This window comes from Actinoplanes lutulentus (assembly GCF_003259845.1).
GTDB lineage: Bacteria > Actinomycetota > Actinomycetes > Mycobacteriales > Micromonosporaceae > Actinoplanes > Actinoplanes lutulentus.
The window spans coordinates 410849-426536 of sequence record NZ_QLMJ01000003.1 but is presented as its reverse complement, the minus strand read 5'-3'; the positions used below and the strand labels follow the sequence as shown (position 1 = coordinate 426536).

Here is a 15688-nt window from a genome sequence, read left to right as displayed (position 1 = left end):
CGGGAGCATGGCGGATTTCGGTGTGATCCTGTGCGAGGCCTGTGGATAACCCCGCCCTGTGGATATTGACGGTGATCCAATTGCGGGCTTACCGTGGGCCGCGCCGGAAAGCGCGTTCCCGCTCTCGGCAATTACGCTGGTCATTTCAACGTCGTCGACGTGCCGTGAGGATTTTCGATGAATCTGGACCGGGCAGAGCGATGAGCTTCGAACTCTTCGTCTGGCATGAGCCGGCTCCGATCAGTGCGGACGCGGCTGAGGCGAAGGTGCGTGAGGGGATCTTCCGCTCGCACCCGGCCGTGCCGAAGCTGCGCGACGAGCTGCTCCGGCACTTCCCGCCACAGGGCGTCTGGGCCGCGACGCCCGAAGAGTCGGATTCGCTGCTGGCACTCTCGTGTGTTTGGTCACGCGCCGGCGAGTTCGGCGACGCGGTCCGCACCCTGGCGGCCCGGCACGGCCTGGTCTGTTACGAGCCGGGCACCCGCCTGCTCGATCCCAACGCCCCAGCGCACGGCGCGCGCTGATCAGTGGTCCTTCTTGCCCGATTCTGTACGCACGGAGCACCCGAGTTCACCGCATGGAGCGCCTTCGTAGCCATCTCCTGGAATGGTGGAGGGGGACCGCTATGACAGGGCCGCCCGGTGATCTTCTGCGGGTGGGCAGTACGCTCGTACTGCTAAGCATGTGTTTCGGGAGAGGAGCGCCGGCCGATGGCGAAAATCAAGGTCAAAAACCCGGTCGTTGAGATCGACGGCGACGAGATGACCCGGATCATCTGGAAGCAGATCCGTGAGCAGCTGATCCTGCCGTACCTCGATGTGAACCTCGAGTACTACGACCTGTCGATCCAGTACCGCGACGAGACCGACGACCAGGTGACGATCGACTCGGCGAACGCCATCAAGCGGCACGGCGTCGGCGTCAAGTGTGCGACGATCACGCCGGACGAGGCCCGGGTGGACGAGTTCGGCCTCAAGAAGATGTGGCGGTCGCCGAACGGCACGATCCGCAACATCCTCGGCGGCGTCGTCTTCCGCGAGCCGATCATCATGAGCAACGTACCGCGCCTGGTACCGAGCTGGACCAAGCCGATCATCATCGGCCGTCACGCGCACGGTGACCAGTACAAGGCAACCGACTTCGTCGCGCCGAAGGCCGGCAAGTTCACCGTCACCTTCACGCCGGAGGACGGCTCCGAGCCGCTGGAGTTCCACGTCGCGGACTTCCCGGCCGGTGGCGTCGGCATGGCGATGTACAACTACGACGAGTCGATCCGCGACTTCGCGCGCGCCTCGTTCCGGTACGGCCTGGCCCGTAACTACCCGGTCTACCTCTCCACCAAGAACACGATCCTGAAGGCCTACGACGGCCGCTTCAAGGACCTGTTCGCGGAGATCTTCGAGACCGAGTTCGCGGACCAGTTCAAGGCCGCCGGCATCACCTACGAGCACCGCCTGATCGACGACATGGTCGCCGCCGCGATGAAGTGGGAGGGCGGCTACGTCTGGGCGTGCAAGAACTACGACGGTGACGTGCAGTCCGACACCGTGGCGCAGGGCTTCGGCTCGCTCGGCCTGATGACCTCGGTGCTGATGACCCCGGACGGCAAGACCGTCGAGGCCGAGGCCGCGCACGGCACTGTCACCCGGCACTACCGGCAGTGGCAGAAGGGCGAGAAGACCTCGACGAACCCGATCGCCTCGATCTTCGCCTGGACCGGTGGCCTCAAGCACCGCGGCAAGCTGGACGGCACCCCCGAGGTGACCGAGTTCGCCGAGACGCTGGAGCGGGTCTGCATCGAGACCGTCGAGGGCGGTCAGATGACCAAGGACCTCGCGCTGCTGATCAGCCGGGACGCCCCGTGGCTCTCGACCGACGAGTTCATGAACGCGCTCGACGAGAACCTGGCGCGCAAGCTCGGCGCCTGACAGCACACATGAAGAAGCCCGCCGGCGATGCCGGCGGGCTTTCTTTGTCGAACGACCCCTGCCAAACGCCGAAGCTAGACCGCGTCGCGCAGCATCTGGGCCGCGTTCTCCGGGACCACGTCGTTGACGAAGGCACCCATCGCGGACTCCGAGCCGGCCAGGAACTTCAGCTTGTCGGCGGCCCGGCGGATGCTGAACAGCTGCAGGTGCAGGTAACCCAGCTCGCGGCCCTCACCGACGACCGCCTGGTGCCACGCCGAGATGTACGGCATCGGCTTGCCGAACAGCCCGTCGAAACGCTTCAGCACGTCGAGGTAGAGCGGCCCGAACGCGTCCCGCTCGGCGTCGGTGAGCCCGGGCAGGTCGAGAACCTGTCGGTTCGGGGCCAGGTGAACCTCGAACGGCCAGCGCGCGGCGGCCGGCACGTATGCGGTCCAGTGCTCGTTGGACGCGATGACGCGTACCTTCGCTGCCTGTTCCGCGGCGAGGACGTCCGCGTAGAGATTGCGCCCGCCGGTCTTTTCGAAGTGCTTCGCAGCGGCCCGCAGCATCGCCGCCGTGCGCGGCGGCACTGTCGGGTACGCATAGATCTGGCCGTGCGGGTGGTGCAGGGTCACGCCGATCTCGACGCCGCGGTTCTCGAACGGGAAGACCTGCGCGACGCCCGGCATCTGCGAGATCTCGCTGGTCCGGTCGGCGAGAGCGTCGATGACGGTACGCACACGCGACGGCGGCAGTGAACCGAACGCACTGTTGTGATCGCTGGTGAAGCAGACCACCTCGCAGCGGCCGAGACCCGGCTTGACCGGTACGAGATCGGTCAGCGACGTGATCTCGTCGGGCGAGATGCGGTCGCTGAACGACGGGAACTGGTTCTCGAAGACGGCCACGTCGTAACTCGGCGCCGGGATCTCGCTCGCGAAGTGCTCGTTCGTCGGGCAGAGCGGGCAGGCGTCCGAGGGCGGCAGGAACGTGCGCGTGTTGCGGTGCGCGGCGATCGCGATCCACTCGTCGACCAGCGGGTCGTACCGCAGCTGCGAGGCGGGCGGGGGCGGGGGCAGGTGCCGGGTGTCGGGGTACGCGGACCGGCCACTGTCCGGGGTCTCGTCGTAATAGAAGAGGTCCCGGCCGTCGGAGAGCTGGACGGTCGAGCGGATGGGTGTCACTGGGGGGTCACCACCACGAGTTCAGGAACGGTTTCCGAGAGGAGGGCTTGCGCGTCCTCCTCCAGCCCGGTGTCCGTGATCAGGACATCCGCGCGGTTGAGGGGAACGATCGAGGAGATGCCGACGGTGCCCCACTTGGTGTGGTCGGCGAGCACGACGAGGCGCTCGGACGCCTCGACCAGTGCTCGGTTCGCATCGGCTTCCATCAGGTTCGGTGTCGTGTATCCGGCGCGCTCGCTCATCCCGTGCACACCGAGGAAGAGCAGGTCGAGGTGCAGGGACCCGATCGCGGCCACCGCCACCGGGCCGACGAGCGCCTCGGACGGCGTACGCGTACCGCCGGTCAGCACCACGGTCTGGTCGGGCCGGCCGCCCCGGTAGAAGACGTCGGCCACCGGGATCGAGTTGGTCACCACGGTCAGCGCCGGCACGTCGACGAGACGCTGGGCCAGCTCGGCCGTGGTGGTGCCGGCGGAGAGCGCGATGGCGTCGCCGGGCGAGACCATGGCAGCGGCTCGCATGGCGATCGCGGTCTTCTCACCACGCTGACGCACCGATTTCGCCGCGAAGCCGGGCTCGTGCGCCGAGCCTGGGCTGACCGTTGTCGCTCCGCCGTGTACTTTCGCGAGCAGGCCCCGGTCGGCGAGAGTTTCCAGGTCGCGGCGGATCGTCATGTCGGAGACGTTGTATTCCGCAGCGAGCTCGCTGACCCGGACGCCACCGGTGGAGCGCACCCGATCGAGGATCGCGGACTGACGCTGCTGGGCTAGCATCAGCGATACCGCACTAATTCGAACACACTCGAACACTACCTTGTGCTCGGGTCAGTGCGGAAGGGCTCAGATACCGCGGCCGCGCCTGTGCAGAGCGGACAGCACGTTCTCCACCTTCACCGCGCCGGTCATCGCGGCCAGGGCGATCGCGGTGCGCGGTTCCCGCCAGTTCGCGCGTACCGCCTCCTTGGAGTACTGCCAGGCCTGGCTGCGGTCGCCGGTCGCGGCCGACCAGCAGGCCAGCTGGCCGTAAACCCGGGCCGCGCCGGGGCGGCAGCCGCTGATCTCCGGGTGCCGGCGCATCATCCAGCGCAGCGAAGTGATCTTGGTGGCGTACTCGTAGGCGTAGTGCGAGGAGCGGCCCCACAGGACCTGGACCAGCGGTTCGTCCAGGTGCACGATCGGCGCCCGGCGGGCCGCGCGCAGCAGCAGGTCCCAGTCCTCGTTCTGGCTGCCCGGCGCGTCCTCGGCGACCAGGCCGACCGCCCCGTCGACCAGGGAATCCCGGCGGATCAGGAACGACGACGAGTGCAGCATCGCCATCCGGGATCGCGCCAGATCGTCCACTGTCACCCGGCTGCGCCCGGCCAGGCGGGCCGTGGTGTGACCCTCGTATTCCACCTCGATCGCACACGTCGCGAACTCGGCGTCCGGGTCGGCCAGCAGTGCGGCGACCTGGCGGCGCAGCTTGTCCGGCAGCCAGCGGTCGTCGTCGTCACAGAACGCCACCAGCTCGGTGTCGAGCGCCAGCAGGCCGGTGTTGCGGGCGCCGGCCAGGCCGGACGCGCGCCAGTTCGTCAGGACCAGCACCGGTACGCCCTCCGAGGAGGCGGCGGCCGGAGTGGAGGCGAGCAGGTAATCCGGCTCGGTCTGGTCGTACACCACGACGATCCGGATCTCGCCGGGGTACCGCTGTTCGCGTACCGCGGCGATCGCGCGGCGGACCAGCTCGGGGCGGTTGCGCGTCGGGATGACGACTCCGACGGACGGCCAGTTCATGGTGTCTCCGATGCGACGTTGATCGGGTAGCCGTAGGCGCGCAGCATCGGGCCGCAGACGGCACCGACCAGCCGGCGCTGAGAGCTGGGCAGTGCGCGTACCCAGGCGTCGTCGTGGCGCAGCGGCAGGCGGCCGACGGTGAACCGCATCGGGTTGCCCGCGGCGCTGTGCCCGGGTCGCAGGTCCGCGTGCTCCGGGCGGAGGAAGTCCAGGTCCTCCGGGTGCAGCGGGACGCCGGCGAAGTCGGCCAGGCGGATCAGCCCGGCACGTGGATCGGCGAGGAACTCCTCGTACCGGATCCGGCGTACCGGAACGCCCCGGCGGGCGAGCAGCCCGAACGCGGCGTTGTGCGCGTTCCAGAGCAGCGCCGAGCGGCCGGGGGAGTACCGGGTCATCTCGTCGGTGCCGTCCGACTCGGGACGGGCCACCTTCTTGGTCCAGGAGTACGCGACACCCCGGGCGTCCCGGACCACGTGCACGACGCGCAGATCGATGTCGCCGGCCCAGCGCAGGACATGGGCGAGAGCGGAGTGCTTGGACGAGTCGATGACCACCTGGGCGCCGGATACCTCGGCGGCGGCGGCGTAGACCTTGGAGTAGAAGGAGGCGTACTCGCGGACCTCGGCGCTCGCGGTGCTGGCCGAGGCCAGCCGGGGGATGTGCCGGGTACGTTCGACGGCCTCGCGCAACCGGTGAACCCGGTCCACATCGACGTTTTCCCACCCGTCGAAAGCGCTCTTGCCGACCCGCTTCCAGAACTCGCAGGCGGAGAAGCGGTCACCGCAGCCGCATCGCTCGTCGTCGCGAACGTCGCGTTGCCACAGGTGAACGACCTCCCCCAGAGCGCACATCCCGGGCAGTTCGCCGAGCAGGCGTTCAACGAGCGTCGTTCCGCTTCGTCCTAATCCGCCCAGAAAAAGCACCTGTGCCACTTTGGCCTGCCTTCGCTCGTTTCGCTCTGGTAACGAGTGAAGCAGGCAAAAGGAGGCGTTACGTGTCTATCGAGGCTTTCGACCGCGTCCACCTGGACGGCACCGGGATCGACCGGATCACCGAGGACGAGGTCGTGGCCGTGGTGAGGGACGCGCTCGCGAACGGGCGAGGCGGCCGGATCATCACCCCGAACATCGACATCCTGCGTCGTGCGGCGGCTGACCCGAGGGCGCGCCGCCATCTCGACGACGCCGATCTGATCGTGGCCGACGGCATGCCCCTGGTCTGGGCGAGCCGGCTCGGCGGCGCCCCGCTGCCCGAACGGGTGGCCGGCAGCAGCCTCATCTGGTCACTGTCCCGCGGTCTCGGCCGTGACCAGCGGTCGATTTTCGTGATCGGTGGCGCGCCGGCCGGCGACGGTGTCGCCTGCGGTGCGACCCGTGCCGCGGCCCGGCTCGCTGCCGAATCGCCCGGCCTGCGGATCGCCGGGGCGATCAGCCCGCCGTTCGGCTTCGAGCGGCGCGAGAGCGGGTACGCGCGATTCCGTACCGAAGTGATCGAAGCCCGCCCGGACCTGGTCTTCGTCGGCTTGGGTTTCCCCAAGCAGGAGCACGTGATCGAACGGCTCCGGGAGCGGTTGCCGTCCACCTGGTTCATCGGGTGCGGGGCCGCGGTGAACTTCGTCGCCGGTGACGTGCACCGGGCACCGCGCTGGATGCAGCGCACCGGCCTGGAATGGGCACACCGCCTCGGCGCCGAGCCCCGCCGGCTGGCCGGACGTTATCTGCGACATGACGCGCCTTATGCCCTGCGGCTGCTGGCCCGCTCTCAAAACCTCACACGGCGGGTGCGGCCCTGAGGGAAGCCACGGAAACCGGCGCACCGCCGGGCCGCCCGCACGGGTGCCACGCCGATCGTCGGCTGCGGCCAGTCCGCCGTCTGGTAACCCGTCTGCCACGGAAAACGGTCGTCCGGATCGGGCCAGACCAGCTGGCAGAGGCGAACCCGGTCCTCGCCGTACCGATACATCGCGGAGCCGGGGAAGACCTCGTCAGTCGGCTCGCCGGCCACGACCAGCAGGTCGTGGCCGGCGATCAGGCCGGTGAGCCGCCGGCCGTGGCCCAGGCGCAGGCCCTCGTGGCGGATCTGCCAGGCCACCTCGTTCAGCAGCGAGCCGGTGACGTCGAGGGTGACCCCGGCGATGGCGATCTCGGGATGCCCGAGCTCGGTGAGGCCGACCGTGTAGCCGAACGGGACCGTCTCGGGCGGGTCCTCCTCGGTGGGCTCGACGTGCACGACGGTCCACCCGTATTTGTCGATCAGCCTGCTCTGCTCGTCAAAGAAGTCGTCCAGGTCCATAGGATCATCTTGGAACAGGTGTACGACACTTTTTGACGATCGGACTCACGGGTTGAAGTACGGGTCCTTCACCATCGTGTGGAACGCCTTGAACGCCGGAGCATCCCCGGTCAGCTGGAAATGCTGGTTCTCCTTGTTCCGATCCGGGTTCGACTCGAAGTACGCGATCGCCTTGATCTGCGGGTTCGCCTTGAAGGTCCGCTCGGCGTCCTTCAGCCACGCCGCCCGGCTCGCCGATCCCCACACCTTGGCGACACCGAACTCGCCGATCACGATCGGTTTCGGCCGCTTCGCCGCCCAGTCCAGGAACGGGCCCATCAGCGAGCCGATCGGCTGGAACTGCGCACCCGCGTAAACGTCCACGCAGGTCCAGTCCACCTGGTCGTCGCCGGGGTAGAAGTCCGGCGCCTCGCCCCGCATGAACCCCTCGGCCGTCGGGCACCACACCCACGACACATTGTTCGTCCGCTCCTCGCGGAAGATGTTCCGGACGTACTTCCAGGCCTCGATGTAATCGGCGCCGGACCACATGGTGGCCCGCAGGTTCGGTCGATCCATCTCCCAGCGCATCCGCAGCATCACCGGCTTCTTGATCCGCCGGACCGCCCGCGCCTGCTTGCGGATCAGCTTGTCGTGATCACCGGCGAGGATCGACCGATTGTCACCGGTCGCCCAGCTGATCATGAGGTTCGCGCCCTGGGACAGGAACTCCTTGTCCGACGGAGTGCCCATCATCTGGTCGAAGCGACGGTACGTGTTGAGGAAGTCGAGCCGGCGCCCCAGCGACTCCTCAAGGCCGCCGACCGCCGCGAGCCGGCCCACGTGGGTCAGCTCGTCCGGCTTGATCCAGGCGCCCAGGTACGCGCCCTTCTCCGGCGGCTCGAACGGCCCGTTCTCGTACGGTCCCGGGTTGACCGCGACGGCCGCCGGCGGGCGCTTCAGATCCGGCGGTGGCGCCGGCTCGGGTTTCTTCTCGTCGTCGCCGGTACAGCCCGCCAGCAGCAGCGACAGCAGGACCACGGCGACCGCTGCCTTACGCATGGACCCGCCGCGCCGTGTAGAGCACGTTCACCGCGTAACCGTCGGTGCCGGGCAGCCGGCGGCCCACCGCGTCGGCGATCCGGGCCACCCGGTGATCGTGCAGCGACGGCGTCAGCATCGAGAACCCGCGCCGCTCGACGATCTCGAAACCGTGCCGGGCCAGCAGCCGTTCGACCTGCTCATGGGAGAGCTCGGCGAACCAGCGCTCGCCGTCGTGCCGACGGGCGCGCAGGTGCCGCAGCGAGCCGGCGTTGCCGTGGTTCTCCACGACGAGCAGGCCGGAGCCCCGGTGCGGCAGTGCTTTGGCGGCGAACGCGAGGGCGCGGTCGCGTACCCCGTCGTTGACGTTGAGCAGCAGCCGGAAGATGGTGACCAGCGACGGGAATCCGGCCGTCACCGGGCTGGGCACCGGGCCGTCCATCGGGATCTGGTGCCAGTACGCCCGGGATCCCACGTCGGCGGCCTTCGCCATCATCTCGGCCGAGGTGTCGTACCCATGCGCCTCCCGGACCAGTCCGTGCAGTGCCCGGACCGCCCGCCCGGTGCCGCACGCGAAGTCGTGTTGCACCGGTGGATGTTCGGGGAACTCGCGGCGCACGAGCGTACGCAGGTAGTTCCGCTGTCGTTCGTTGATCCGCGACGCGTAACTGTCCGGCGCGTAAGTGACCGTCTCGTACTTCTCGACCGCGTCGGTGTCCTGGAACACCTGGGTGTAATCGCTGGTCAACTGTCCTCCAAATGAGATCGTCGGGCGAACGCGGCGAGGCACAGCTCGCGGCGCAGCAGCCAGGCGCCCACGCAGTAGGCCGGCACGGCCACCGCCAGCACCGGCAGGAGACCGGTCAGAGGGCCGGCCACCGCCGGCAGCACTCCGAAACAGCCGAGTGAGAGCAGCGCGGCGGCGCGGGTTCCGGGTCCGAAGGGGTGCAGGCGCGCGCTGCGATAGATCTGGGTGAGCGGCAACAGGTTGTTCACGACCATCGCGCAGGCCAGGCCGGTCGCCGCGCCCAGCGCGCCCCAGCGGGGGATCAGCAGCAGGTCGATGCCGACCATCACGACCAGCGCGGCCAGCACGTTTCCCAGGTTCAGCGAGGTGCGGCCGGCCATCGCGAGCACCATGTCGACCATCCCGCAGCCGGTCGCCACGAGCATCGCGCCGGCCAGCACCAGCACCACCGGCCGCCCGGCGGCATAACCGTCGCCGAAGAGCCGCAGGTACCAGGGCGCACACGCGATCACCAGCAGGTTGATCGGCCAGGTGACCAGCACCAGCCAGCCGGTCGCGGTCTGATAGAGCCGGTTCGCGGCCGCCTGGTCGCCGGTGCTCAGCGCCTCGGCCAGCCGCGGTTGCACCGACTGGGACAGACCCTGGTTGGCGAACTGGATCAGCACCACGAACCGGCCCGCGACCGCGTAGACCGCCGCCGGCGCGAGGCCGCCGAGCGCGGCCACCAGCAGAACATCGACTCGCTGCAGGGCGAGCTGCGCGACCGCCGCGACCGCGCGCGGCCCGGTGAAGAGCCAGAACTCCCGGCGTAGCCGGCGGCGTTCCTCCGGGTGGGTGGTCACCGTCTCCGGACGACCTTCACGGTACGCACGACGAGCGGCCCACCCGGCGAGGATCGCCACCGGAAGGTACGGCGCCGCCCAGGCCAGCGCGAAGACCGGAAGTGACGCCGTGATCCAGAGGGTGGCCACCCCGGCCGCCGTGACGGCCAGCAGTTGCAGCCCGCTGCGCAGTACCCGATCCAGCAGCACGGTCGGCCGCATGATGCGGTAACCACGGGTCACCGTCAGCAGCACGTCGGTCATCGCCTGCAACGGGATGAAGACGGCCAGCACCCGCAGACCGGCCGAGTGGTCGGCGACCACGTGCGGCGACTCGGCCGCGGTGAGCCGGGCGATCTCCGGTGCGGCGTACCACATCACCACGGCCAGCAGCAGGGAGAACACGGCCACCGGCGGGATGCCGGTGCGCAGGCAGGCGCCGAGCAGATGGCTGCGCCCGGTCGCGCGCAGCTGGGCCGGCCAATACACCAGGCCGGTCTGTGTCCCCAGCTTCGCCAGGCCACCGGCCAGCACGAACGCGGCGGTGGCGGCGAAGAACGCGCCGGCCGGCTCGGGCCCGAGGGCGCGGGCGACGATCCAGGTGACGACCACGCCGGTGCCGCCGGCCAGCGCCGAGCCCGCCATGTTCGCGAGCCCGCCCCGCGCCGCGCCGCGGGCCGCCTGGTCGGGATCCCGGGACCGGGCTGTCACCGTCACGCGCGGCGCCAGATCGGCGTGTGCCCGAGCCAGCTCGCCAGCGCCTCGTCGTGCGGCTGGTAGTACGCGCTCAGCTCCCGGCGCAGACCGGGATCCATGTCGCCGGCCCGGGGACGGGCGTTGTGCCGCTCGAACGCCGGCTTCTCGAGACCGGCGGGCAGGCCGAGGAACGCGCAGATCTCGTCGTAGACCGGCTCCGGGTCGGTGAAGAAACGCTCGCTCTCCACCACGTGGATGCGCTCGCGGCCGACGTGCTGGGCCATCACGCTCAGGTACCGGGCGTACTCGCCGCGGGCCCGGTACGCGTGATGCTGGTGGGCGAAGCTGTAGTAGCCCGGGTCGATCGTGAGCCGCTCCTCCTGGCGGTGCAGCCGGGCCGGCTCCAGGGCCAGCGCGGCGCCGAAGTCGCGTTCCGTCTCGAAGGCCCGCGCCACCTCGTGGTGGTGTTGCGAGTACGCGCGCTCGACCGGGTCGCGGACCAGCACGAGCAGCCGTGCGTACGGCAGATCGCCGGCGATCCGGGCGGCCGCCTGCGGGTGGTACATGTAGTACGGGCTCGACTCGAAGGTGCGTGCCGGTACCCCGTACCGTTCGGCGATCTTCTCGGCGCTGCGCAGCAGCGGGAAGTGCGCGCGATACCAGTCGAGTCCGCGGTGGTAACCGGTGTCGAAGTAGTGCACGCCCTTGTGCAGCACCGCCTTGAGCACCACCGGGTGCGCGGCCAGCGCGCGGTACAGCGAGGTGGTGCCGGCCCGCTGACCGCCGCAGATCAGGAACGACGGGAGCATCCGGTTTTCCGAGGTGAGCCGGCCGTACGAGCGGGAGCCCAGGTGGACGACCCGCTTCACCGGTGCGGGCAGTTTGCGTACGTCCATGGTGTCTAGAGCTCCTCTACGCGGCGGATGAGCACCGGCAGCAGCCACGTGCCGAGCACGCCGAGCCGCGCACCGGCCTCGGCCTGCCGGTCGGTCAGGTAACGGACGGCCAGATCGACGAGGTAGAGCAGCGCGGTGATCTCGCGAGACACCGGCGCGACGCCGAACGGGGCCAGCAACTCGTCGCTGCTGCGCACGGTCGCCTCGACCGCGGCCCGGGCGTCCCCGGTCGACTGGATGCGGCGCTGCAGCTCGTGGTGCACCGCGTCGAACCCGGCCGGCACACCGGTGGCGAACCGTTCCCAGTCCCACACCAGCAGCGCGTTCGCGAGGTTCGCCATGTTCCACGGCGCCCAGTCGCCGTGCCATGCGCCGTACCGCAGCGTGGTGTCGCCGGAGTGCGCGGCGAGCACGTCCACGGCCGCCGCCAGCCCGGCGCCCTCCGGCCGGTCCGCCACGGCGGCCAGCCGCGCCCGCAGCTTCTGCCAGTACGCGCTGCCGGTCAGCGGCCCGGACGTGAATCCCTGGCAGCCGGCCACGTCGAGCATCGCGGCGGTCAGGCGTTTCTGGGTGAGAGGCGCCCGGGGCAGCCAGACCGGCAGCGCGGACTGGACGAGCACTTCGAGGCCACGCCACTGTCCGGCGTGCAGGACGCGCGGCACGGCCAGTTTGGTCAGCTCGCAGTCGTTCAGCACGGAGAGCGCGGCGGTCTCGGCGCGTACCAGGCCCTGGGTCAGCGGCCCGGTGCCGATCTTGCCGAAGGCGAACGTCTCGCCCTCGGTGCTGAGTAGCTGGAGCACCGGCTTGCGGTTGGCGCGGGCCGGACCGATGTGGATGCTCACCGCCAGGTCGCGGCGCAGGGCGTCGCTCAGGTACCCGTCGATGCCGGCCGAGGACGGTCCGGTGATCTTGATCCGGTCCCGGAAGAAGAGGCCGGTGGCACGGGTGTGTACGGCGGCCACCACGGCATCGCGTTTGAGCCGGGCCAGGCGGCCCTGCGGTTCGGCGTACCGGCGGACGGCCGCCGCGGCGACCGCGGGATTCAGCGACGGTACGAGCAGCCGAGGCCGGCGTGCGTTCGGAACCACCAGATACTCGGTGATCACAGGGCCGGGGCCGCCGCCGGTGTCACATGGTGGCGGGTAGAGGAGCCCGAGCACCTCGTTCAGGTACTGGGTCCGCAGCGCGGCGTCGCCCGCGCTCAACGCCGCCGGTGCCGTCCTCACTGGACTCATGTTCGGTCGTTCCCCTCGATCCAGTCGCGCCAGAGCAGCGCGTACGCCAGAACCATGAAGGCAAGGGGGGTGACCAGGGAGTTGTACCAGAGCATCGCCGAGAACGAGGTGACGATCGCGCCGCTCGCGGCCACCCCGATCGGGCTCCGGTCGCGGCGGAAACGCCATAGGCCGTACCCGAAGAAGCCGAGATATCCGACAGTGCCCACCGCGCCGTGCGAGTAGAGCAACTGCCAGATCTGTCCGTTGCCGCCCACCGTGAAGTTGCCGCAGCGCTCGCATCCGGCGCTCTCGCCGACCGTGATCGAGTTGCGCCCGCCGAGGGTGTTCCGGGTGCCGCCGTACCCGATCACCGGTGACGCGACGAAACCCTCGACGGCCTTCTCGATGAGGAACGAGCGGACCCCGTTGGACTTGCCGTTGTCGAGGCGGGCCTGCACGGTCGTGCCGAGCGGGGTGGCGACCATGGCGGCCCACAGCGCGCCGCCCGCCACCAGCACCGCTGCGATGATCCAGAGCCGGCCGGCCAGGACGTACCGGATCGCGACGTACGCGACAAGCACGCCGATGCCGATCCACAGGCCCCGGTTGAGCGACGCCACCGCCGGGATGATCGAGATCGCGACGCAGAGCAGCGCGAGGGCTTTCTTGCCGGCGCTGCGGCTGGCCCAGGCGGCCACCAGCATGAATCCGGCCAGCAGGCAGAAGTTGTTGCCCCAGGTGTTTGTGTAACCCCACGGCGCGGCCGGTCGCGGTTTCTCCCCGCCGACCAGGTCCATGATCTGCGCGGCGTACGGGTGCACCAGCGACCGCACGAAACCTTTGCTCCGGACACCTGTGGGCAGCAGCCACTCGACCGGCGAGGTGAACTCGAAATTGCCGGCCACCATGCCGAGCAGGCCGCCGGCCACGGTCAGGACGAACATGCCGCCGAGAAGGCGTACCAAACGATGGCGGGACAATTCCGCCTCGGTGAGGTTGCCGGCGTAGATCAGCAGAACGGTGAGCGAGAGGTACATCGAAAGCTTGTAGGCGACGGCTGGAAGCCGGGCGCTCGCCCGTTCCGCCACCGTGCCGGCCGGGTCGGCGCCGAGCGCCGCGACGCTGACCACCACCGCGATCAGGAAGATCGCCCACCAGGCGAAACCGGGTGGCAGGCGCAGCGGCCGCCCGGCCGCACGGCGGCGCACCAGCATGAACAGCATCGGCGCCGCCATCAGCGGAAAGATCAGCACGCCCAGGCCGAGCGCCCACCAGAGCGGGTAGAGCAGCAGGATGCCGGCGACCGGCCAGGCCGGCAGAGAGCGGTTCTTGACGCTGCGGTGGGCCGGCCCGGCGAATGGAACCGCCGCGACCGTTGTCACTTCTCGTCGCCGTCCGCGGAGCCCGGAATGCGTTCGATGATGGCTGTCTCGTCCATGGCGCTCTCGGCGGGGCGCTGGCGGGGCGAGCCGGCGAACTGGAGCCGCTGGGTGTGGCCCTCCTCCGGTGCCAGGGTCACCGCCGGGGCCACGAAGTCGCCCGGCTTCATCGGCGCGAGCCTCGGCATCACCACCGCGCCGAGCAGGCGGGTGCCGACCCGCTGCAACTGCTCGGTCGCGTCGATCAGGGCGGGATTGCGCGACCGGCGCAGCTCGACCGCGAGGATCGCCGCGTCGGCCAGGCTCGCCAGGCTCTGCGCGTCGGCGCTGCTGCTGGTCGACGGCGCTTCGATCACCACGTACCCACCGTGCTGACGCAGCGCCGACAGGGTGTCCTTGAGCCGCTGCGACTGCATCAGCCCGGCGGCGGTGGCGGCGCCACCGGTGGTGATCACCCGCAGCGACGGGATGCGCGGCGTGCGTTGCAGCACCCGGGCCAGCGTGACCCGCCCGGCCAGCAGGTCGGAGAGGCCCGGCATGGCCGAGACCCCGAGCATCCGCGCCAGCGGCGCGGCGTCCACCACGCTGTCCGGCAGGTGCGCCCCGATCAGGATCACATCACTTCCGGTACGCGCCAGCGCGGCAGCCAGGTTCGCGGCGACCAGCGTGCTCGCCGATCCACGACTGATGCCGGTGACCACGATGATCTGGTCACCCTCGCGCAGGCTCGCCAGTACCTCGTTGCGGAGCCGGTTGAAGACCCGGCCGCCCGGACCGTACGGCTGCACCACGTCGTCGAAGTGCGGGGTGCTCCGGTCGTCGAGTGCTGCCAGTACCGGCACCCGGCCCCGGTCCCGCACGTCGGCCGCGGTGACCAGACGCCGGTCGAAGCGCTCCCGCAGGTACGCCAGACAGAGCCCGATCAGCAGCCCGATCATCCCGCCGGTACCGATGTTGATCATCGTGTTCGGGCTGGTCGGGCGGTCCGGAAGCCGGGCGTCGCTGATGATGCTGCCGCCGCCCACCATCGTGGTGGTCAGCTCGTTCAGACGGCCGGTCAGCGAGTTCAGCTGGTTCTGCGAGTTGTTCCGCAGGCTCAGCAGGTTGCTCTCGGTGGAGCTGCCCGCCGCGGCGGCCGCCAGCTTCGTGTTGATCCCGGTGAGCGCGCCGGTCAGCTGCTTGACCTTCAGATTCAGCGACTTGATCTGCCGGTCCAGCTGGGCCCGCGCGGTCTCCTCACGGTTGCGCAGGTACGCCTCAGCGAACGCGTGCGACCCGAACTGGGCGTTCTGCGGGCTCTCCGCCTTGAAGGTGATCACCAGAACCGTGGTGTTCGCCGGCACCTGCACCGACACCGAGCGGGCCAGCTCGATCGGTGACAGGCCGGAGCGCATCAGGGTGGCCGCCTTCACGGCCACCGCCCCGGAGCCGACCAGCTGTGCCTCGGTGTCCAGGTTGACCGCACCCTTGGTGCGGCCGCCCTGGGCGTTGGTGTCCTGGTCGACGGACTGGACGAGCACGGAGGTCGAGGACTCGTAGACCTTGGGCATGGTCTGTGACAGGGCGGTGCCCGCGCCCAGTCCCGCACCCGTGGCCACCAGGGCGATCCACCAGTGCCGGCGGAACGCTCCCAGGTACTGAGAGACATCGGTGGATGCAGGACGAGACGCTTCCATCAGAGTTCGGCGGCCCTTCCGGGTATAGGAGTGTTTCGGGCGTTTCGCCCCAGGGGGCTAACGTCACACTCCTGCCG

15 protein-coding genes are annotated in these 15688 nt (G+C 69.8%); 3 read left to right on the top strand and 12 right to left on the bottom strand.

The genetic code is table 11. The features are described from left to right. Positions 1–200 precede the first annotated feature (200 nt). Both B0I29_RS08915 and B0I29_RS08910 read left to right on the top strand, forming a co-directional pair. Entirely contained in the window at positions 201–524 is a 324-nt protein-coding gene (locus tag B0I29_RS08915) for a hypothetical protein (RefSeq protein ID WP_181557738.1), read from the top strand. A 186-nt stretch (positions 525–710) separates the two neighbouring features. Further along, positions 711–1928 (top strand): NADP-dependent isocitrate dehydrogenase, encoded by a 1218-nt coding sequence (locus tag B0I29_RS08910; RefSeq protein WP_111648407.1) that lies wholly within the window; start codon positions 711–713, stop codon positions 1926–1928. A gap of 74 nt (positions 1929–2002) precedes the next feature. Here B0I29_RS08910 and galT read toward each other — a convergent pair whose 3' ends face one another. From galT to B0I29_RS08890, 4 genes are all read right to left on the bottom strand, one after another. Next, entirely contained in the window at positions 2003–3094 is a 1092-nt protein-coding gene (galT, locus tag B0I29_RS08905) for a galactose-1-phosphate uridylyltransferase (RefSeq protein ID WP_111648406.1), read from the bottom strand. Continuing rightward, positions 3091–3867, bottom strand: a complete 777-nt coding sequence (locus tag B0I29_RS08900; RefSeq protein WP_111648405.1) for a DeoR/GlpR family DNA-binding transcription regulator — start codon at positions 3865–3867, stop codon at positions 3091–3093. The genes galT and B0I29_RS08900 overlap by 4 nt, the downstream gene beginning before the upstream one ends. Positions 3868–3933: 66 nt before the next feature. Beyond that, positions 3934–4866, bottom strand: coding sequence for a glycosyltransferase family 2 protein (locus tag B0I29_RS08895; protein WP_111648404.1), 933 nt, complete (start codon positions 4864–4866; stop codon positions 3934–3936). Then, positions 4863–5798: a sulfotransferase gene (locus B0I29_RS08890; RefSeq protein WP_111648403.1), complete on the bottom strand. Its 936-nt coding sequence runs from the start codon at positions 5796–5798 to the stop codon at positions 4863–4865. The genes B0I29_RS08895 and B0I29_RS08890 overlap by 4 nt, the downstream gene beginning before the upstream one ends. Positions 5799–5860: 62 nt before the next feature. Here B0I29_RS08890 and B0I29_RS08885 point away from each other — a divergent pair, with 62 nt between their 5' ends. Continuing rightward, the gene (locus tag B0I29_RS08885; RefSeq protein ID WP_111648402.1) at positions 5861–6658 is read left to right on the top strand and encodes a WecB/TagA/CpsF family glycosyltransferase; all 798 of its coding nucleotides are present in this window, start codon (positions 5861–5863) and stop codon (positions 6656–6658) included. Here the strand turns inward: B0I29_RS08885 and B0I29_RS08880 are convergent. From B0I29_RS08880 to B0I29_RS08845, 8 genes are read right to left on the bottom strand one after another with little or no spacing between them, the layout of a single operon-like run. Continuing rightward, positions 6628–7158: a DUF4262 domain-containing protein gene (locus tag B0I29_RS08880; RefSeq protein ID WP_111648401.1), complete on the bottom strand. Its 531-nt coding sequence runs from the start codon at positions 7156–7158 to the stop codon at positions 6628–6630. The genes B0I29_RS08885 and B0I29_RS08880 overlap by 31 nt on opposite strands. 45 nt (positions 7159–7203) lie before the next feature. Beyond that, positions 7204–8199 carry a glycosyl hydrolase gene (locus B0I29_RS08875; protein WP_111648400.1) on the bottom strand — a complete coding sequence of 332 codons (996 nt, stop codon included), beginning with the start codon at positions 8197–8199 and terminating at the stop codon, positions 7204–7206. Then, positions 8192–8926: a methyltransferase domain-containing protein gene (locus B0I29_RS08870; RefSeq protein ID WP_111648399.1), complete on the bottom strand. Its 735-nt coding sequence runs from the start codon at positions 8924–8926 to the stop codon at positions 8192–8194. The genes B0I29_RS08875 and B0I29_RS08870 overlap by 8 nt, the downstream gene beginning before the upstream one ends. Beyond that, positions 8923–10464 (bottom strand): lipopolysaccharide biosynthesis protein, encoded by a 1542-nt coding sequence (locus B0I29_RS08865; RefSeq protein ID WP_245972357.1) that lies wholly within the window; start codon positions 10462–10464, stop codon positions 8923–8925. The genes B0I29_RS08870 and B0I29_RS08865 overlap by 4 nt, the downstream gene beginning before the upstream one ends. Continuing rightward, positions 10461–11339 (bottom strand): sulfotransferase family protein, encoded by an 879-nt coding sequence (locus B0I29_RS08860; RefSeq protein ID WP_111648398.1) that lies wholly within the window; start codon positions 11337–11339, stop codon positions 10461–10463. The genes B0I29_RS08865 and B0I29_RS08860 overlap by 4 nt, the downstream gene beginning before the upstream one ends. A gap of 5 nt (positions 11340–11344) precedes the next feature. Then, on the bottom strand, positions 11345–12574 hold the full coding sequence (locus B0I29_RS08855) for a hypothetical protein (RefSeq protein WP_111648397.1): 1230 nt from the start codon (positions 12572–12574) through the stop codon (positions 11345–11347). Continuing rightward, positions 12571–13938, bottom strand: coding sequence for a hypothetical protein (locus B0I29_RS08850; protein WP_111648396.1), 1368 nt, complete (start codon positions 13936–13938; stop codon positions 12571–12573). Before B0I29_RS08850 ends, B0I29_RS08855 begins: the two co-directional genes overlap by 4 nt. Then, entirely contained in the window at positions 13935–15611 is a 1677-nt protein-coding gene (locus B0I29_RS08845) for a Wzz/FepE/Etk N-terminal domain-containing protein (RefSeq protein ID WP_111648395.1), read from the bottom strand. Before B0I29_RS08845 ends, B0I29_RS08850 begins: the two co-directional genes overlap by 4 nt. Between the last annotated feature and the right edge of the window lie 77 nt (positions 15612–15688).